At 45.9% G+C, this 18,501-nt stretch carries 17 protein-coding genes; 3 read left to right on the top strand and 14 right to left on the bottom strand.

Translation table 11 applies throughout. The annotated features are described in order from the left end of the window. Nucleotides 1–12 precede the first annotated feature (12 nt). From EIH25_RS11650 to EIH25_RS11595, 12 genes are all read right to left on the bottom strand, one after another. Complete coding sequence (locus EIH25_RS11650) at nt 13–834, bottom strand: RNA methyltransferase (protein WP_124101203.1); 822 nt, start codon at nt 832–834, stop codon at nt 13–15. A gap of 110 nt (nt 835–944) precedes the next feature. Beyond that, nucleotides 945–1,298: a 50S ribosomal protein L20 gene (rplT, locus tag EIH25_RS11645; RefSeq protein WP_124101202.1), complete on the bottom strand. Its 354-nt coding sequence runs from the start codon at nt 1,296–1,298 to the stop codon at nt 945–947. Nucleotides 1,299–1,348: 50 nt separating this feature from the next. Then, nucleotides 1,349–1,546: a 50S ribosomal protein L35 gene (rpmI, locus tag EIH25_RS11640; protein WP_124101201.1), complete on the bottom strand. Its 198-nt coding sequence runs from the start codon at nt 1,544–1,546 to the stop codon at nt 1,349–1,351. 24 nt (nt 1,547–1,570) lie between these two features. Continuing rightward, complete coding sequence (gene infC, locus EIH25_RS11635; RefSeq protein WP_347561948.1) at nt 1,571–2,035, bottom strand: translation initiation factor IF-3; 465 nt, start codon at nt 2,033–2,035, stop codon at nt 1,571–1,573. 286 nt (nt 2,036–2,321) lie between these two features. After that, entirely contained in the window at nt 2,322–3,830 is a 1,509-nt protein-coding gene (locus EIH25_RS11630; protein WP_124101199.1) for an AAA family ATPase, read from the bottom strand. Between the two features lie 257 nt (nt 3,831–4,087). Then, nucleotides 4,088–4,783 (bottom strand): GTP pyrophosphokinase family protein, encoded by a 696-nt coding sequence (locus EIH25_RS11625; protein WP_124101198.1) that lies wholly within the window; start codon nt 4,781–4,783, stop codon nt 4,088–4,090. A gap of 214 nt (nt 4,784–4,997) precedes the next feature. Beyond that, entirely contained in the window at nt 4,998–6,527 is a 1,530-nt protein-coding gene (gene cls / locus EIH25_RS11620) for a cardiolipin synthase (protein ID WP_124101197.1), read from the bottom strand. Nucleotides 6,528–6,756: 229 nt separating this feature from the next. Further along, nucleotides 6,757–7,557, bottom strand: a complete 801-nt coding sequence (locus EIH25_RS11615; RefSeq protein ID WP_124101196.1) for a TPM domain-containing protein — start codon at nt 7,555–7,557, stop codon at nt 6,757–6,759. Between the two features lie 12 nt (nt 7,558–7,569). Next, nucleotides 7,570–8,649 (bottom strand): hypothetical protein, encoded by a 1,080-nt coding sequence (locus EIH25_RS11610; RefSeq protein ID WP_124101195.1) that lies wholly within the window; start codon nt 8,647–8,649, stop codon nt 7,570–7,572. Nucleotides 8,650–8,689: 40 nt separating this feature from the next. Further along, the gene (locus EIH25_RS11605; RefSeq protein ID WP_124101194.1) at nt 8,690–10,132 is read right to left on the bottom strand and encodes an SPFH domain-containing protein; all 1,443 of its coding nucleotides are present in this window, start codon (nt 10,130–10,132) and stop codon (nt 8,690–8,692) included. A 120-nt stretch (nt 10,133–10,252) separates the two neighbouring features. Continuing rightward, complete coding sequence (locus EIH25_RS11600; RefSeq protein WP_124101193.1) at nt 10,253–10,543, bottom strand: hypothetical protein; 291 nt, start codon at nt 10,541–10,543, stop codon at nt 10,253–10,255. 367 nt (nt 10,544–10,910) lie between these two features. Beyond that, a complete protein-coding gene (locus EIH25_RS11595; protein ID WP_124101192.1) occupies nt 10,911–11,741 on the bottom strand; it encodes an AraC family transcriptional regulator in 831 nt (276 codons plus the stop codon). Nucleotides 11,742–11,996: 255 nt separating this feature from the next. Between EIH25_RS11595 and EIH25_RS11590 the strand changes: the two genes are divergently transcribed. From EIH25_RS11590 to yfcE, 3 genes are read left to right on the top strand one after another with little or no spacing between them, the layout of a single operon-like run. Next, nucleotides 11,997–12,977, top strand: a complete 981-nt coding sequence (locus tag EIH25_RS11590) for a GDSL-type esterase/lipase family protein (RefSeq protein ID WP_124101191.1) — start codon at nt 11,997–11,999, stop codon at nt 12,975–12,977. Nucleotides 12,978–12,988: 11 nt separating this feature from the next. Then, entirely contained in the window at nt 12,989–14,335 is a 1,347-nt protein-coding gene (locus EIH25_RS11585) for a PIN domain-containing protein (RefSeq protein WP_124101190.1), read from the top strand. Then, nucleotides 14,332–14,847 (top strand): phosphodiesterase, encoded by a 516-nt coding sequence (yfcE, locus tag EIH25_RS11580; protein ID WP_124101189.1) that lies wholly within the window; start codon nt 14,332–14,334, stop codon nt 14,845–14,847. Before EIH25_RS11585 ends, yfcE begins: the two co-directional genes overlap by 4 nt. Before the next feature lie 139 nt (nt 14,848–14,986). Here the strand turns inward: yfcE and EIH25_RS11575 are convergent, their stop codons facing one another. Both EIH25_RS11575 and EIH25_RS11570 read right to left on the bottom strand, forming a co-directional pair. Further along, nucleotides 14,987–17,530, bottom strand: a complete 2,544-nt coding sequence (locus tag EIH25_RS11575; protein ID WP_124101188.1) for a YfhO family protein — start codon at nt 17,528–17,530, stop codon at nt 14,987–14,989. A gap of 166 nt (nt 17,531–17,696) precedes the next feature. Beyond that, a complete protein-coding gene (locus EIH25_RS11570) occupies nt 17,697–18,452 on the bottom strand; it encodes a PIG-L family deacetylase (protein ID WP_124101187.1) in 756 nt (251 codons plus the stop codon). Nucleotides 18,453–18,501 lie beyond the last annotated feature (49 nt).

Raw genomic sequence — 18,501 nt, 5'->3', positions numbered from 1 at the left:
TTTTTAAGGCAGTTATTCCCTTCCCCTTCCGGTCATTTCCCAGAGAATTATTCCCGCCGCCATAGCCGCGTTAAGAGAATTTGCGTTTCCGCGCATTCTTATGGTGATCCTCTCGCGGCACAGCCTGACGTGTTCCTTTGGTATCCCGCTGCCCTCGTTTCCGATAATTACCGCGCAGCCGCCGGAATAATCCGCGCTTTCCACCGGAACCGCGCCGCTGTCTACAACCGCCGCCATAGTCTTTATACCTAGCCTGTCAAGCATAGCGCAAAGTCCTGCAAAATCCTCGTGCAGATAAATGTTCAGCCTGAACAGGCTTCCCATCGTCGCTCTGACCGCCTTTGGGTTATACGGATCGCAGCAGCCGTTTGAAAGAACGACCCCGTCCGCCCCGACAGCGTCCGCCGTCCGCAGAACAGTTCCCAGATTTCCAGGATCCTGTACGTTGTCCAGAACAAGATATCTTCCGTTAGATTTTATGCTGCTCTCATTGAATATATTATCCGACATTTTCGCGATTATAAATATTCCCTGCGAAGCCTTGGTGTCGCATATCCTTCCGGCAAGCGCTTCGTCAAGAAGGTAAAACCTATCGCCGTCCTCAAACAGCTTCGGGTCAATATAATCCGCATATTTTTCAACAGCGGACGGAGCAGCGAAAGCGGCATATATATCCAGCTTTCCTTTTTTGTATTCGGCTATAGCGTCGGCGCACAGCCTTGCGCCCTCTACAACGTACATACCTTCGCTCTGCCTTGCTTTTTTACTCGAAAGAAGCCTGAGATAAAGCTTTATCTTGGGATTATCCCTGCTCGCTATAAGCAAATTCTTCACGCTCCGTTTCCTTTACATTTACAGATCGGCTATTTATCAAGCGGCGGCGCAAGTTGCGGTCATATACAACAAAACACGCAAGTCTTTAAAACGTGCGTGTTAAAATCGTATTAAAGAGCAGCCTTAGCCTTCTCAACGATTGCTGTAAAGCCGGCAGGATCGTTGATTGCGATCTCGGAAAGCATCTTTCTGTTAAGAGTAATGCCCGCCTTGTTTACTCCGTTCATAAATGTGGAGTAGTTCATACCGTTAAGCTTTGCGGCAGCGGAGATTCTTGTGATCCAGAGCTTTCTGAAATCTCTCTTCTTCTGCTTTCTTCCGATGTAAGCGTACTGACCGGATTTCATTACGGCCTGCTTAGCCATCTTAAAATGCTTGCTCTTCGCGCCGAAATAGCCCTTTGCAAGCTTCAGAGTTTTATTTCTTCTCTTACGAGTCATCATTGCTCCCTTTATACGAGCCATAGTTATTACCTCCTGAAATTTAGATTAATGTCTTATCCCTACAACCCGTATTATTTGTAAGGTACGAGCGCCTTGATGTTCTTGATGTTTGAATCGTCTGCATATGCGGCGCCGCGGAGAATCCTCTTGCGCTTATGAGCCTTCTGCGTAAGTCTATGTCTTTTGTTTGTGTGCTGGAACTTAACCTTTCCGCTGCCTGTTACAGAAAAACGCTTTTTAGCGCCTGAATGTGTTTTGATCTTTGGCATAAAAATTTATCCTCCTTAAATATTTTACTTGCTGTTTTTGGGAGAAACGAACATAACCAAGCTGCGTCCCTCCATTTTAGACGGCTTGTCAACAACGCCAACCTCTGCAACGGCATCCTTGAATTTAGTAAGCAGCTCTTCGCCGAACTGAGGATGAGCAACGGTTCTTTTTCTGAAACGAACCGACACCTTCAGCTTGTCGCCGCCCTTTAAAAACTTGACTGCCTGATTGACCTTTGTATTGAAGTCATGAGTATCGATGGTAGAGGACATTCTTACTTCCTTTATATCAATAACCTTCTGATTCTTCTTTGCTTCCTTTTCACGCTTCGACTTCTCAAAGCAGAATTTTCCGTAGTCCATAATACGGCATACGGGCGGCGTGGCCTGAGGAGCGATCTTTACAAGGTCCAGATCCTTCTTGAAAGCGATTTCAAGAGCTTCCTTTGCAGATAATATGCCCAGCTGGGCACCGTCAACGTCGATCACGCGAAGCTCTTTGTCGCGGATCTCTTCGTTGATCTGATGTTCTTTGTTGTTGCTAATGACACAGCACCTCCAAAATAAAATAAAACATAAAAACGGGCACAGAAATAATCCGTACCCGCATAACTGTTACGTAAACGCAAAAATCATGTTGACCTCTTCACTTAAAAGACGCTTGAGGTGAGAACGGATCAGGTTCTGCTTTGTTTCCAATATAGTATACACTACTTTTTCAGCTTTGTCAAGTGTTTTTTTCAGATTTTTTATTTTTGCTCCCTTACCCGTTATTTTACATCTGAGGCGGATTGGGATCAAGCGCAAGCTTTTCTATCTGACTGTAATCAGCTCCGCTGACAGAACCGCCGCAGTAATCCTTGAAGCCGTATTTCTTCATAAACACTCTTGAATGATAGCTCTGCTTCAGCTCGTTGTAAAGCGTGACCATCTCCCTGCCTTTATCGTAAACAGCCTCTACAAAGGTAAAAGCGTTCTGCATTTTCTTTATAGCCCCGTCAGTGACGGCCTTCATTCTGTTCATAGACGCCGTAAATTCCTGAATAACGGTCTGGACCGCCCTCATATTGTCACGGCATTTCGTAGTCTTGTCCATATATATTCCCAGGCTGTAAATAATCCAGTGCATTACTCTTTTGTTAGCCGGAGAAATAACCTTCGCCCTTGTCAGCTTCTGAAGCTTCGACTGCTCGTCCATTATGTGATGGCTGAGTATTTCGCGGTTTGAAAAATTAGCGTTCAGCTTAACAATAGTATCCTGGAGAATAGGCTGGAGCTCTTTCAGCATCTTCTCCATTTCAAGACTTTCCTTCATGCTTCTTGAAACGCTTTCTATTATCATTCCGAACAGCAGACGCTTTTCGTCGCCCTGAGCGTCGTGGGCGGCGTTGATAATCTCTTCGGTAACGTTTCCCTCAAGGATATCGTCAACCATATATTTATTGTAGTACTCTACATAAAGCGTATAGTACTGCATAAAACGCTCTGTAATATCGTCGTCCTGTATATACTGCGCTACAAGGGTGCTGTCGACATCAATTCCGCCCTCCTCATACAAAAGGAGCATTTCGGAAAGATCCTCCCAGCCTCTGGCGGTAACGAAGCTCACTATCTCTCCCGATACCGCGCTGCCGACATGATAAAAATCCTCCTCGCGGCTTTCAAGATAACAAACTATGGCGGTATGGATATGCTGCTTATAGGCGTAATCCTTCCAGATCTTAAAGTCAGGCTCAACCTCTACTCTTTTAAGACGGTCGAGGGTAACAACGTCGAAATCGTTTACAGACTTATTATATTCCGGGGGGTTTCCCGCCGTGCATACAACCCAGCCGGCAGGTATCTGGTGCTTGCCGAAGGTTTTGTATTGCAAAAACTGAAGCATAGCGGGGGCAAGCGATTCAGCTACGCAGTTGATCTCGTCAAGGAACAGTATACCTTCCTTTATACCCGTTGCCTCTATGGTATCATAAAGCGAAGCAATAATCTCGCTCATTGTATATTCGGAAATCTGAAAATCAACTCCGGTATAATTTCTATGTACGATCTGAGGAAGTCCCAGCGCGGATTCACGGGTATGATGAGTCATTGAATAGGCTACAAGGCTTATTCCGGTTTCCTGAGCTATCTGCTCCATAATAGCGGTTTTTCCTATACCCGGCGCACCCATAAGAAGCACGGGGCGCTGCCTTTCGACCGGAATTCTGTATTCACCGAATTCGTCTTTCATAAGATAAGCAGTGATCGCGTTCTGTATCTGCTGCTTGGCTTCTTTTATATTCATATATTCTCCTCCGTTATAATTTTTTAACAGGCGCGGCGAAGTCACGGAAAGCTCTGCGCTGAAAAATACTTACCGCATGATTACCGAACAAAAACGCTCGGCATCATACCGCAAGTTTTATTATACACTATTTACAAAAGCGTTGTCAACATATTATGAATTTTTCAGCATTTTCAACAAATAAAAGGCTTTATATATGTCATTTTCGTAAAAATCAAAAAACTGTATACCATTTTTTAAAACTCACTGCGCAGACGCTAGGCTCTGCTGAAACGATCCGCGTCAGCTTCCCGTCGGCTCCTGATGCAGTTATTTATCTCCTGCATTTCGTTGTCCAGCTCCTGAATCGCCACCGCGCAGATCTTCAGACGATACCGAAGATCCTCGTCCACCTCGCTGTCCGCCTTGTATTTCAGCTTATGCTCAAGACTGGCCCAGAAATCCATCGCTATCGTTCTTATCTGTATCTCGACCGGAACAGGAACTCCCCCGTCCGAAAGAAACACGGGAATTTCCACCAGCAGGTGCAGACTCTGGTATCCCGACGCCTTGGGCTTCTTTATGTAGTCCCGCCTTCTAAGCAGCGTTACGTCGTTCTGCTTAAGCAAAAGCTCTTCTACTCTGTAAATATCGTCTATATAATTACATATCACTCTTATTCCGGCAATATCGGTTATGCTGTTCCTCATATTCGGGATCGTAAGAGAGATCCCTTTTTCTTTTGCCTTGGCAGCTATGCTTTTAAAGGACTTCAGCCGCGACTCGATATGATGAATCGGATTATAGGAAAACTTAGTCTGAAACTCCTCGTCAAGAATTTCAAGTTTTGTGCGTATTTCCTTTATACCGGCCTTGTAAGTCTGCATCTGATTCATATAGCAGCGTATATCTATCCCAAAGGAAGAATCCGCATACGCCTCAAACTCCTGTGCGCTGTAATCTACATTATCCATTTTAATTATCCTTATTAATTATCATCAGTATTATATAACCTGTCTTTACAATATATATGCATATTCTGCCGCGGGCAGGGCAATCGCACGCAGAAACGCTCGGCTTATTTCAATTAATTTTCAGCGCGTCATAAATAAAGCGCCGCAGAATACCGAACGTTTGAGCTTGTAAAGACAGCTTTCTCAGCTTGTTCCGAATAAGTGCCGCCTTGGACTAAAACAGCGGCGCTATCAGCCTAAGCAGAGAATCCAGAAGCGTCGAAAAAAATCCTTTCGAGCAGATATCCTCCGACACCTCCTCGCTGCGGGCAATAGTATCCAGCGAATCCTCCTTAAGCTGCATTACGGCAGACGATTTATAAAAGAACGCCGCGCACTCAAAATGCAGGTAAAGGCTGCGGAAATCCATATTTATAGTTCCCACAACTCCAGCGGTATCGTCGCACACGCAGCTTTTGGCGTGAATAAATCCCGGCGTATACTCATAAATCCTCACTCCGGCTTTAAGAAGAGGTCTGTAATAGGATCTGGTAAGCCTGTGCACCATTTTCTTATCGGCTATCTTAGGCGTAACGATCCTGACGTCAACGCCCCGTTTCGCCGCAAGGCGCATTGCCGTTTTCATTTCGTTGTCGGGAATAAGATAGGGAGTAAAAATATAAACGTAATCCTCCGCCTGATTGAGCATCTCAATATATACGTTTTCCCCGACGTTTTCATCGTCAAGAGGAGTATCGCTGAAGGGCTGAACAAAGCCGTCGTCCTTAAACCGCTCCTTGCGCCACCTGAACGGCTTGTAATCGTCAAAGCATATATCCTCGTGCCGGAAGCTTGTCCACATTTCAAGGAACATGAGCGTAAAGCTCCACACGGCCTCGCCCTTGAGCATTATTCCAGTATCCTTCCAATGCCCGTGAGGATGGATACGGTTGATATATTCGTCTGCCAGATTTATTCCTCCTGTAAATCCGGTATGTCCGTCAATCACAAGTATCTTTCTATGATCCCGGTTGTTCATTACAGCGGAAATAAACGGTACCAGCGGGTTGAACGCCATGCACTTTATGCCCAGCGATTCCATCTGCTCTGCAAAATCCTTGGGCAGAAGAAAGAGCGAGCCGAAATCATCGTACATAAGCCGGACATCAACTCCCTGCGCCGCCTTTCTTTTCAGAATATCCAGAGTCTTTCCCCACATCAGCCCGTCGTCAATTATAAAGTACTCAAGGAAAATAAAATGCTCCGCCCTTTCAAGCTCGGCAAGCATATCCTCAAACATCTCCTCGCCTATGGGGTAATACTTGGTTTTAGTGCCTGAATACACGGGAAACCCGCTGAATTTCTGAAGATAGCCGCTTATTTCTCCTATCCTCAGATTATCCCTTTTAATACCGTTCATTATCTTCTCGTCCTGAACATACTGAGAAAGATATTCGTTATGGGTCTTGTCCAGCTTTTTCCGCATTTTCTTAGACGGCTTTTTATTTCCGAAGCACAGATACAGCAGTCCTCCGAAAAGAGGAAGAATAGTTATAAGCACAATCCAGGATATTTTGTAATCCGAATTTTCGTCCTTCCCTATGATCCTTACAGCTATTATCAGGCTCAGCAGCGAGAAAAACGCCCCTGTCCAATGCGAGTACGCCGTAAGCTTCATAAAAAACAGCACAAACCATCCGGCCTGAATCAAAATCAGCAGCGCCGTTATAAAAACCCTGTTAAAGAACGCTTTTATATATCTCATCTTATCATTCCATCCCGCATACGAGTAAATATGAGCAATTCCGCGCATAAGCCCCATGGCAGCGCCTATAGATTATTATATCATAAAATTCCTCAAAAACAACCCCGAATACAATTTTTTAGACAATACATTGCATTCGCCGTACAAGGGATACTCAAACAGATTTTACGTCAAAGCCGTCTTTTAAAAAAGAAAGCGGAATGTGCAGTTACATTCCGCCAAAAAACGATCAGAACTTTCCGCCTCCGCCGCCGTGGCTCGCTCCGGAGGAACTCGTGTGAGTGCTGCTTCCGCCGGAGCCGGAGCTTCCCGAGGACTGCCTCACTGTTCTGTCCACATTTTTGTACAGAAAAACGTCTCTGCTTGACGTCAGCTTCATGCTTCCCTGACGTATATAATCCTTCGCCTGATTATTCGGCTTGACTGACTTAAGCTGTCCTTTAAGGCTGAGGGTAACGATAAGCGCGGCAACGATACCTATTCCGGCTGAAATAAGAACGATCTTGATTTTGTCACCCGCGGTTTTATACTTATTATTTGTATCATATGGTCTTCCGTCCTGAGCCTGCTTCATAAAATCGTCGGAAAGCTCGGCAAAGGTGCAGAAAGCCTCATAATAATTTCCGTCGCTCAGGTCAGGAAGCATTTCTCCGCCGATAAACTGAATACCGTAGTCGGTGAAAATATCTATGCCTTCCCCTGTGGTAGATATCCACCAGTCGCGGTCCTCCATGCTCAGCAAAAACAGAACGCCGTCGCGTCCGCTTCCGATTCCATAGTCGTTGTAGTCAAAATAATCGTCGGCATAAGCCATAGGAGTTTTTCCGTCTATAGTATCCGCGGTGACTATTACAACGTCGCAGTCGTATCTGTCGGCAAGCTCGCTGAGCTTATCCTCAAGCTCCTGTTCCTGTGAATCGGTAAGAAGCGAGGCATTATCGACAACCTTATCGCTGTTTTCGGCGGAAACCGAAAAAGCGCAGACCGCGCACGCTGAAAGCGCCATAATTACAGCAGCAATTTTTCTCATCTGTTCTCCCCCTTACATAAACAAAAGACCAAGTATTGAAGCCACAATGGACACGCCCGCAAAAACGCCGAGAAACCAGCGTGCGAACGCGCCTTTGTCAAGAGGAAGATTGCCGACCATCTTGCCAGTCTGACCGTTCATAGCGAATATGTAGCTGTTTTCTTTCCATGAAGTAGTCAGTACCCACACCGGATAAAGAGCGTACTTTACCGTATTTCCCGAAAGACGCACGCTGGAATTCTGCGTTATGACCGTACTGTAGCCCTTTACGGTATTCCTGAAAGCGTCCTCGGTGCTTTTTCTTATTCTCTGGTTTGCACGGTCCTTGCTCTGCTCCGCAGTAACGTCGTACTTATCCGCCAGATAGCCCGCAAGATAAGCTGTCTGAAAATCCGCCGCGTCATTGAAATTGAAAGGCTCTATCGACTCCATAAGCGTATCGTCCATTTTTGACGAGCCGTCTACAGGAACTCTTTCAAAGCCGATATTTCCGGCGCGCGACACAAGATAATGACTGGTTTCCTTGTAATTATATCTGCTGTCGCTCCAACGGCGCACTTTAGTCGCGTTATAAGTAACGTCGGCGTCCGCTTCGGCGTCGAACAGCCAGAACGGCACATAAACGCCTTTTATCTCGTCGATATGATTTTCGTCCTTGAACACCTTAGGAAGCAGCTTTTTTCCGCGGAAATGCTTGCTGAGCGCCTCCTTCGCCGCCTTTTTGTCAAGCTTGAAGGGAATAACGTAATCAGGGCGCAGATCCCCGGAAAACTGACATTTCATAACGACCGGATTACCGCAGAAAGGACAGCTTGAAGCGGCGGTATTCTCGTCTGCTACTATTTCTCCTCCGCAGGATTCACATATGTAAACGAGCATTCCCTCCTGCTCGCCTTCCTGCCACTGACCCCCTATATCATCGTCCCATTCCATGCTTTCGGGCTTGTCGGCTTTAAGCTCATCGTCGTAGGCTTTCAGCGTGTCCATATCAAATTCCGTATCGCAGTAGGGACATTTCATCTTCTGAACCGACGCGTTGAATTCTATAGCGCCTCCGCAGCAAGGACATTTATATTCCAGCAATGTGGACAATAGTATCACCTCGTATAATTTTTATTTTTTGATTTTAAGATTATTTAATGTCATTATCGTCAAAAGGATCTCCGCATTCAGGACAGAATTTCGGCGGATTCTTCGGATCCTCAGGCTTCCAGCCACACTTGTCGCACTGGTAAAGCGGTTCTCCGGCAGGCTTGGGCTTACCGCATTCAGGACAGAATTTTCCCTTATTCACCGCGCCGCAGGAGCAGGTCCATCCCTCGTCCGGCTTATTCTTGCCGCACTCCATACAGAATTTACCCTTATTTACCGTACCGCAGGAGCAGGTCCACGTGCCGGCGGCAGGCTTTGGCTCAGGCTTAGGCTTTCCGCAGCCGCTGCAGAACTTTCCGCTGTTTCCGCTTTGTCCGCACTCGCAGGTCCATCCTCCGTCTGCGGCAGTCTGCTGAGGAGAAGGCTGCGCGGCAGTCTGCTGAGGAGAAGGCTGCGCGGCCGCCTGCTGCTGTTGCTGCTGACCCATAGCATACAGATTCTGGGTGTTCATTCCTCCTGCCTGCTGAGCCATTCCCATGCCCATAAAGCCCATCATAGCTCCGTTGGGATTGGAAGCGGCAGACTTCATCGCCTCTGACTGAGCGCCTACCAGCGTAGCGGCTGCCATAGTAGGATCGCGCATAACGGCAACCCTCTGCGCTTCCTTGATCATCTGCTCGTCTTCCTTGGGTATGCTTATGGAATTAAACGAGATATTTACTATTTCCAGACCGCGGATCTCAGCCCAGTCGTGAGTAAGCTCGCTTTTGAGCGCGTCGCGTATTTCAATGTTCTTTGAAGGAATCTGATTAGGTCTTACCTCCAGCTCAGAGATCCTTGCAAACGCGGGAGCAAGATAGGTAAGCAGCTCGGATTTAAGCGTTTCAGCTATCTCCGCCTTTTCATATTCGCTCTGAACGTTTCCGCATACATTTGTATAGAACAGCAGAGGATCAGCGATCTTATATGTATAGATTCCGTTGCAGCGCACCGAAATATCGACGTCCAGACCTATTTTGCTGTCTACGACCCTGAACGGAATAGGGGTAGGAGTGCCGAATTTATTATCTATAATTTCCTTTGTGTTGAAGTAGTAAACACGCTGGTCCTTTCCTGTGTCGCCGCCGTAGGTAAAACGCTTTCCGATAGTCTTGAACGTATTTTTAATTCCCTGTCCAAGTCCGCCGGTAAAAATACTCGGCTCGGTTGAGGTATCATAGGTATATTCGCCAGGCTCCGCGCATACCTCGACAACCTTTCCCTGCTCCACGATTATCATGCACTGACCGTCCGCCACGGCAATTCCGCTTCCGTTGGAAATGATGTTGTCGTTGCCTTTGGTATTTGACGAACGCCCTGTCAGCATTTTCTGACCCTTTGTTACCAACACGTCCTTGCTGATGGCTTCGCAGTAGAAAAACTCCTTCCACTGATCTGCCAGAGCTCCTCCGGCCGCGCCTGTGATCGCTTTAATAAGACCCATTTTAAAATTTCTCCCTTCGTCGTTATAATTTTTATCATGGCTTACTGATCCTGAATCGTATCAGCGCCCTTAAAAGCCCATACGCATATGTATACATATAAAAGCTTTTATTTTCACTGATCATCCGGAATTCTTTTCTGAATACGGATTTTTGCCCGCAGAATAAGGATTCTTGTTTTCCCGCTTTTCCTCAGGCTCGCTTCCCGTTCCGGCGGCCCAGCTGATAATAAAGGTCATAGCGGCTATCGCCAGCAGCCATATTCCCATGCTCAGCCAGAATATCCACATCGGCAGTCCGAGCCAGAAGTGCAGTACAAGAAGTATTGCCGACGGAATAAGCCAGTGCAGATTTAATATAATATTAACAAAAAAGCACAAAAGCTTTCCTCCCGAAGATCCTGTCCGTCTCAAAAAATCACCCCTGAATCTTACATAGCTCAAAACCCATACCGCACAATGCTTACAGCGGTATTCCGAATAATTATATCATATCACAACCGCATAAAAAAATCAATGAAACTTTGAATGTTTTTTAACTGATCCCGAAAAATAATGAATTATGCATAATTTTGTTCATAAGTTTTTGTGACAAACACCAACGCTGCTTTTCCGGCAAACAGCTTCCCTTTTACATAAAAACAGCCTCAAAGCCTGTACGCTTTGAAGCTGTTCGGCATAAGCCGCATTTATTCATAACAATTTTAAGCTTCCGAGCCTATGTCCGGCAGCCGACGGAAAAGCTGCTGAAAACATATATCCAAAGCCGGAGAACCTGATATCAGACGTTCGCCTTTTTATGAAGCGACCTGAATTCGGCAGGAGACAGCATTTCATGACGTTTGAATACCGCGCAGAAATAGCTGCAATCATTGTATCCGACCAGCGTCGCGATTTCGTTGATATTTTTCTGGTCTTCAAGCAGCAGAAGCTTTGCCTGCTGTATCCTCTTTCTGGCAAGATACTCGAAAGGCCGCATATTCAGGCATTCCTTGAAAAGCCTGCAGAGATACTGAGGCGAAAGATCAATAAGATCCGACAGCTCCATAAGAGTAAGGTCCCTGCGGTAGTTTTTATCAATATAATCAATAACAGGCTGGAGCTGATTAAGCTTAGCTCCGTCCTTGGTTCCGTTCTGAAGATTAACGACTCTGTTAAGCTCAATGAAAAACTGATACAGATGAGCGGAGCACTGATGACCGCTGTAATAGTAATTAGTTTTCATAAGGTAGAGTATTTTCTTGAAAATAGCGTCCACAGCGTTTACATCGTGAATATGAAAAACCTTGGCTCTGTCCAGCTTTATATAATCCAACACCGCCTTTACCTCTCTGCCCTCGAAGGTAAGCCAGTGTGTTTCCCATATATCCTCTGTAGGATAATACTCATGGGATATATGCGGAGGAAGATAAAAAGCGTCTCCCGCGGCTATAGGATATTCCTGACCGTCCAGCTTCAGAACGCCGCCGCCGCGTATGCAGTAAACTATCTGATGATTCGGATAGCCCTCTTCACGGATAAAATGAAACTCCTTATCTCTCGCGCCAACTCCAAGCACATACATCGGCAGATTTACTTCGTCGCCCAATACGGGATAATAATAATCGGTCATAATATCACTCTTTTCTTTCCTTAAAAACAGGATTTTTATGATTTCATATTCTACTATTATATAATATCACGGCATACCTGCCTTGTCAAGCGATTATAAAATATTTAAAAAAACAGTTGTACAAAGTGTAAAAATATGATACAATATAATAAAACTGAAAAATCAACGGAAATGTCGTATGACGCGAATACCCGGCAGAAACAAATTCAACGGTTATCACACGCTAAGCAACATTAAACAAACAAGGTGAAAAATATGCTGAAAAAAATTTCATGTACCGCCGCCGCTTTTTTTGTATTCCTTTGTATGCAGTTCATTTGCTTTGCGGACGACGGATTTGAAGATGCGGAAACCAACGTTCCGCCGCAGATACTTTTTCTCGGCGACTCCATCGCCTCGGGCTACGGACTTGAGGGCTACGATTCCGGCCGTGAAAACTGCCGTTCCTATGCAAATATCCTTGCAGATAAATATTCCCGGGAGCTTCCTTCGGAATGCGGCTTTTCAATGTCCAATCTGGCTGTAGACGGGCAGACCTCCGGCGAGCTTGCAAAAGATATGCTGAGCGGAAAATACGACGACGACGTAAAAGAAGCCGACTGCGTAGTAATATCCATAGGCGGAAACGATATGCTGGGCATTATGCTCGAAACACTGGCTTCGGCAAGAGCCGGAAACGATTCCTCGCAAAGCATTGATCTTAAAGCGCTCGTTCAGGGCTTCAGCGATATGTCGAAGCGGATAGACCGCAGCCTTGAAAGCTTTGATACCAACCTCGGCGAAACTGCGGCGTATATAAAAAGCATCAGCTCAGCGGAGGTCATCGTTCAGACGCTTTACGACCCCTTTGAAAGCTTTGACCTTATTCCGGCTGTAAAGGAGCTTGCCGCGGAAAAAATCAGCAGACTTAACGAAATAATCGTTTCTCATTCCTCAGATAATGACGGCGGATATACCGTGTGCGACGTAGCCGGCGCTTTTTCCGGCAAAGCAAAGGAGCTGACCAGAATATCGCAGCTTGATATTCATCCCAACGCAAGCGGACATGAAACTATCGCCGACTGTCTGGATCAATCGGTGAGAAGCCACAAGTACTGCTATAAAAGGGCTGTCGAAGCTTCGGCTCAGACCGGCTCTGAAAAAGCTTCCGCCGCTGCCGGAGCAGTTATTGTAACAGCTGCGGTCTTTCTTGCTCTGGCTATCCGTATGGTAATCGTAAGAAAACGGCGGCGGTAATACGCTGAAATATGCCGCTGTTACAGCAAGCTATTCACTACGCCGTCCGACAGCCTGTCACAGCAGCGTCTGAACGGTCTGATATTCTTTATGAAACGGAGGAAAAACACCATGTCAGAAATCTGCACATGGCAAATCATATGAACGCTTATCTTATAGACTTTGAAAACGTGAAATCAAAAGGACTCAACGGAATAGAACACTTATGCGAAAACGACAGGGTCATTATATTCTACAGCGAAAACTCCGATACTATCAGCTTTGATATGCACATGAAGGTTATGGCGACTCCCGCCAGCGTAGAATATCTGAAGGTCAGGGTCGGCGGAAAAAACGCGCTTGACTTTCAGCTCTGCTCCATGATGGGCTTTATAGCCGCCAAGGAAATATACAGATATATTTTTATCGTCAGCAACGACAAGGGCTTTGACAAGCTCCATGATTTCTGGAACGTATGCAATGTGAACAACACCTCCTGCACCGTATTCAGAAGCCCTACGATAAAATCCGCCATGCTGAGCAAGGGACTGCTCCGTCCTAATTCAGACGAACGTGAGAAAAACGCTCTTGCAGCCGAGTCTGATAACGAATACACGGAAAATCTGTCAGAAGATCCGTCCGCCGAGACCGCAGAAGCAAACGCGCCTGAAACCGGTTATGAAACAGCAGTTCAGCCGCAGGAGGAAGCTCAGTCCGACGAAAACGAAGATGCCGAAGCTTCTGAGAATACGGACAATGAGGATAATCGCTCCGAGCCGGAAATGATTATTACCAAAATTCCGGCAAACGAGCAGGAGCAGAACATTGATTCGGTTTCACACCAGATAAGAAACGCCCTTCTCGGAACCTTCGACTATGAAATAAGCGATATCGAGGAAATAGAGGAATGTATCAGAAATTCCGTATCCAAGGAGGATTTTCACAATTCTCTGGCTAAGGTATTCAAGCAGCAGGCAACCGAGCTTTACAAGATATTGCGTCCCAGGTATCTCAAGCTTAAATCAATGCTGAGGAAAGATGAAGGCAATGCTCAAAGACTTTCGGAGGATACCGGCGAAGATATTGACGAGGCGGTATTCTCAAACGACGGAGCTGCCGTTTCAGACAACAGCCAGGCAGATGACGGAGCCGGCAAAGACCGCGCTCTTATGGACGAAATAAGCCGTCTGCTGAAAAACTGCTGCTCTCAGGAGGAGATCGAAACGGTATATAGGCTGATGAATGAAACCGATACAAGACAAAGACTATATCTTTCAATCGTGAAGAAATACAAAAAGGACAGAGGCTGTGAAATATACAAGTATATAAAGCCGGAATATTTGAATCTGGCTAAGCTTAAAGCGGAGGTTACGGTATGAAGCTGATCATAGCGTCTGATATTCACGGTTCGGCATATTACTGCCGGAAGCTGCTTGACGCTTTTGAAAAGCACAAGGGCGACAGGCTGCTCCTGCTGGGAGATATACTTTATCACGGACCCAGAAACGAGCTTCCGCAGGGCTATGACCCCAAGTCGGTAGCTTCAATGCTCAATGCCGCGAAGGACAGACTTTTATGCGTAAGAGGGAACTGCGACTGCGAGGTTGATCAGATGATGCTTGAATTTCCGGTTCTTGCGGAATACGCGTGGCTTTGCGCAGACGGGGTCACGATATTTGCCTCCCACGGTCATAAATTCAGCCCTGACAATCCGCCGCCGCTGAAAAAAGGAGACGTTCTGGCGAACGGTCATACTCATATTCCCGTTATCAAGGACATGGAAAGCTATACTTATGTAAACTGCGGCTCGGTCGCTCTGCCGAAGGAAAATTCGCCGCATAGCTATATTATAATGGAAAACGGGATATTTACCCTGCACGAGCTTGAATAAACCGCCTGAAGCAGTCCGAAAGACGGTATATACGCCCGCAGAGCAGATTTTAAATCAGACCTTATAAAGCTGAACCGCCGCACCGATTAAAATATCGATGCGGCGGTTTTTTATACACGGTCAGACCCGCATACTGCCGTTACTGCGGCTCACAGGATTTTTTTATTCCGCTTCTGCGTTTTTTCAGCTCAGACGCCGCCATTACCCCGCATATAAGCAGCCCTGCCGCGGAGACCGCCATACCCTCATGCAGCATGGGCGCGGTGTAAACTATCCTTATGCTGTGACTGCCCTTGGATATGGGGAACCCTATAAACGCTGTATTTACCTTTTCGTAATCCTGCTTTTTTCCGTCAACGTATATTTCAAAGCCGTCGTCATAAGGAACAGTAAGCTCAAAATATCCGTCCGAGGAACACTCTATGCTGCCCTCCATTACATCGCCCTTGGTTTTTTCCTTATCAAATATCAGCTCGTCATAGTAAGGTTCGGGATAATCCAAAGTATACGCCGTTATCTCGCTTATCGTATAATCTCCCGCGCCGAATTTAAACTCAAGCTCTGTAAGGCTTTCGTTGCCGCCGCTTGTAAGTACATATTCAAACACGGTATTTTTATTGTAATATTTCCACTCCGGATCGGTAAGCGTATTCTTTATTCCGTTTACAGAGACGCTGATGTCTTTTCTTTTTCCTGTTTTATTGTCCGCCCTCATTTCAATGACAAGTATTTTATCCTTGGGAACGGACTGGGGAAGCTTTACCGCTGCTGTAAAATCCGATGAGCTTTTGATCCTCCAGCCGTCCTGCAATTCGCCTATGTTTTCGTTCTCCGTCAGCTTTATCTCTCCGTACTGCTCAACGGAAGACTCATACGCCTCTCCGTCGTCTGCCGAGTCCGCAACTATACAGTTTACCAGCGCCTCCATTCTCTGAACGTAATTCAGGCTCAGATATTCGGTCTCGCTTATTACCCTGTCTGTGCTCCTGCCTACCGGAAGGACGGCGTCGTTTTTATAAAGCCTGTAAACGCCTGAGCTTTTCTCAAGCTCATATCCGGCTTCATCGCATTCCCCGTCTGTGATAAGATATTTGTTTCCCATAAAAATGTTAAACAGAATATTTGAGGATCTTGTGGTAAGCGCAGAATTTCTGTATTCATTTTCATTTCGCATTTCATTGAAATAAAAGCTGTTGTAGCCCTTGTGGTGGATCGAGGAATATAGATAGGGACTGTAATAATCCGTATTATAGATCATATTTACGGTATCCGAACGCTTTATTCCGCAGGAGCTTCTGACAAGCTTTTCATCGCCGGCTATTATATCCGCGAGATATTCGATCCGCTCAGAATTTTCGTATTCAAGCGTTTTAAGCGGAATAAGCTTATCGGCCAGATTAAAAGAAAGCATGGAAACAAAGGGAACCGCCGTAACAGCTATCCACAGAAAAGCTTTTTTCCCCGATCGGCTGAAACAGCAAAGACAAAATGAAAGCGCCAGCATATCCGTAGCCATGAATTCCCATGTGCTTTTCCAGCCGTCATAAAACACCGCTCCAACGGCGTAAACGATCAGAAAAACGCCGAATATGACCTTGTAAGACTTTTTTCTTCCGATAATCTCCTCATAGCACTGTCCGAGCAGAATTATTCCCAGCGGAATAAAAGGTATCAGAACCTTGGGATCAAAGTACATCGTTCCGTTTAAAATATAAACTATCAGCGGAAAGAACGACACCGCCGCGATAACGGCTCCCAGAAAACGCCTTGCCTTATCCCTGCTGAATAACGCCGCGGCAACCGAAAGAACGGCAAAGCAGGAAAGACCCATGGAATAGGTGGACATTCCTATATAATTAAGCTTGAACTGAGGTAAAAATTTAATCCAGTCGGTTTTCACATTGGCAGAATCACGTCCTGACAGAAGCGCCGCCGCGGTAGGCAGCAGCAGAACACCGGCAAGCATAACTGGTATCAGCAGCTTGCCCGTATAGGCAACGCCCGCCTTCAGCAGCTCCTTCGGCTTTATTTTATCGTTTAAGGATATATATCTGTAGGCGCCGTAAACCAACAGAACTGCCAGAGCGGAAACGCTGAAAAACCAGCTTGAAAGAATTATCATAAGCGTCCAGAATATAAGCCCGGACTTTTTTCCTTTTTCAAAATAGCTGTCGGCGGAGCCGAGAGCGAGGATAAGAAACGGCATATAGCTGACAAACATGATATGCCTGTGTCCGTGATATATAAGCGGAGCAGCGCAGAGAAAGGCCAGCGACATGAGAAAGGCTGTAGAATCCCTGAATTTGGCGCGCATAAACCTGTAGAAAAGCAATATGCTTATCTCCATTCCGATAATGCTTACCGCCTGAATGTATACCGGCATTTTCACAAACGGCAGAAGATAGGAAATAAGTATTATCGGCGAGTAAAGACCGTAATATGAAAAATTGTATATATTCTCTCCGGCTCCCAAATTTGCCGCGAAGCTCGGGAAAATATCGCCAGTTTCATAAAAAAGCTTTCGGAAATAATCAGGAATCGCGTAATGCTGACCGCCCCAGTCTGTATTTGAGCCGTAGGCATATTCAAAACGCATGATAAGCAGCACAACGGCTGCATAAACAACTGTCAGCGCCGTTATATGTATTATGTTAATACGTCCGAATTTTTTGACGTCGTTCACACTGATGATCCTCCATTTTATAACAATTGCAGGCGAAATTGCAGCCGCACAATGATTTCAACGGATACGCAGATTTTCAGAAAAATTGCAGGTATACCGTAACGTATCCGAAAAAATCCGGCGCGGTATGACTTAAAATACCGCAAAGCCTACGAACGGTACGCCGTCAGGATTCAACCGTAAGCACCGGCGGCTGATATTCCTCCCAGATCTCATATTCGTTCATATGACTAAGCTTTTTAATCGTTTCACTCTGGGATTTATACAGCTTTTCCAGTTCCTCCTTATAGGTAAGCTGCTGCGCGGTAATAGGCGTAAGCGTACTTTCCGCGTCTTTAAGCTTTGACCTTTTGAAATATTTCCCGAAGCAATATAGCCTTGAATCAATTTCATCGTCGTTATATACCTGCGTAACAAAGCTGTGAAGCATCTGGTGATGAATATGACCGTATTCTCCGTTTTTGTTGTGGGTCACAATAAGCTCCCAATCCTTATATTTCATCACTCTTTCGATATCCGACACGATACCGCCGCGCACCCTGGACCAGTCGTCGCGCTTTCCTCTTACTTTATCCGGATATTCAAGTATTATACCCTCGTTTCCGGATTCTTTCATCACCCTATAAAACTCTTCGGAGCGTACCCTGTCCTTACCGTCGGTAATACAGAGTACCATATATCCGCCCTCCATAAGATGTCCTCCGCCCCAAAGCAGCTCGTCGTCGGGATGAGCTACTATCATAAGCTTTGAAGCGTTGTTCACATCCGCGGCTTTGATTTTTTCATCTGTCAGCGGCTTGACGTCATAGGCGTTATGCATTACCGTCAGCACATAGATACACCGTACCGCTAAAAGCGTCAGTAGCGCAGCCAAAGCATATATGAAAATATGCTTTGACGTTGTTCTTTTTTCTGTTGTCATATCTTTCTTCCTTCCAAGATCAGTTTTTTATCTTTCAAAACAACAGGCG

Origin of the sequence: Ruminococcus sp. Marseille-P6503, from assembly GCF_900604945.1 — a bacterium.
In the GTDB taxonomy this organism is placed as follows: domain Bacteria; phylum Bacillota; class Clostridia; order Oscillospirales; family Ruminococcaceae; genus FB2012.
Note: the sequence above shows the minus strand (reverse complement) of the source record. Positions and strands in the feature narration are given on the sequence as shown.

Excerpts from the sequence above, each read along its gene's own strand:
- rplT (WP_124101202.1), bottom strand. The coding sequence starts at position 1,298 with ATGGCTCGTATAAAGGGAGCAATGATGACTCGTAAGAGAAGAAATAAA.
- rpmI (WP_124101201.1), bottom strand. The coding sequence starts at position 1,546 with ATGCCAAAGATCAAAACACATTCAGGCGCTAAAAAGCGTTTTTCTGTA.
- EIH25_RS11630 (WP_124101199.1), bottom strand. The coding sequence starts at position 3,830 with ATGAATATAAAAGAAGCCAAGCAGCAGATACAGAACGCGATCACTGCT.
- EIH25_RS11625 (WP_124101198.1), bottom strand. The coding sequence starts at position 4,783 with ATGGATAATGTAGATTACAGCGCACAGGAGTTTGAGGCGTATGCGGAT.
- cls (WP_124101197.1), bottom strand. The coding sequence starts at position 6,527 with ATGAGATATATAAAAGCGTTCTTTAACAGGGTTTTTATAACGGCGCTG.
- EIH25_RS11615 (WP_124101196.1), bottom strand. The coding sequence starts at position 7,557 with ATGAGAAAAATTGCTGCTGTAATTATGGCGCTTTCAGCGTGCGCGGTC.
- EIH25_RS11605 (WP_124101194.1), bottom strand. The coding sequence starts at position 10,132 with ATGGGTCTTATTAAAGCGATCACAGGCGCGGCCGGAGGAGCTCTGGCA.
- EIH25_RS11595 (WP_124101192.1), bottom strand. The coding sequence starts at position 11,741 with ATGACCGATTATTATTATCCCGTATTGGGCGACGAAGTAAATCTGCCG.
- EIH25_RS11590 (WP_124101191.1), top strand. The coding sequence starts at position 11,997 with ATGCTGAAAAAAATTTCATGTACCGCCGCCGCTTTTTTTGTATTCCTT.
- EIH25_RS11585 (WP_124101190.1), top strand. The coding sequence starts at position 12,989 with ATGCCGCTGTTACAGCAAGCTATTCACTACGCCGTCCGACAGCCTGTC.
- yfcE (WP_124101189.1), top strand. The coding sequence starts at position 14,332 with ATGAAGCTGATCATAGCGTCTGATATTCACGGTTCGGCATATTACTGC.
- EIH25_RS11570 (WP_124101187.1), bottom strand. The coding sequence starts at position 18,452 with ATGACAACAGAAAAAAGAACAACGTCAAAGCATATTTTCATATATGCT.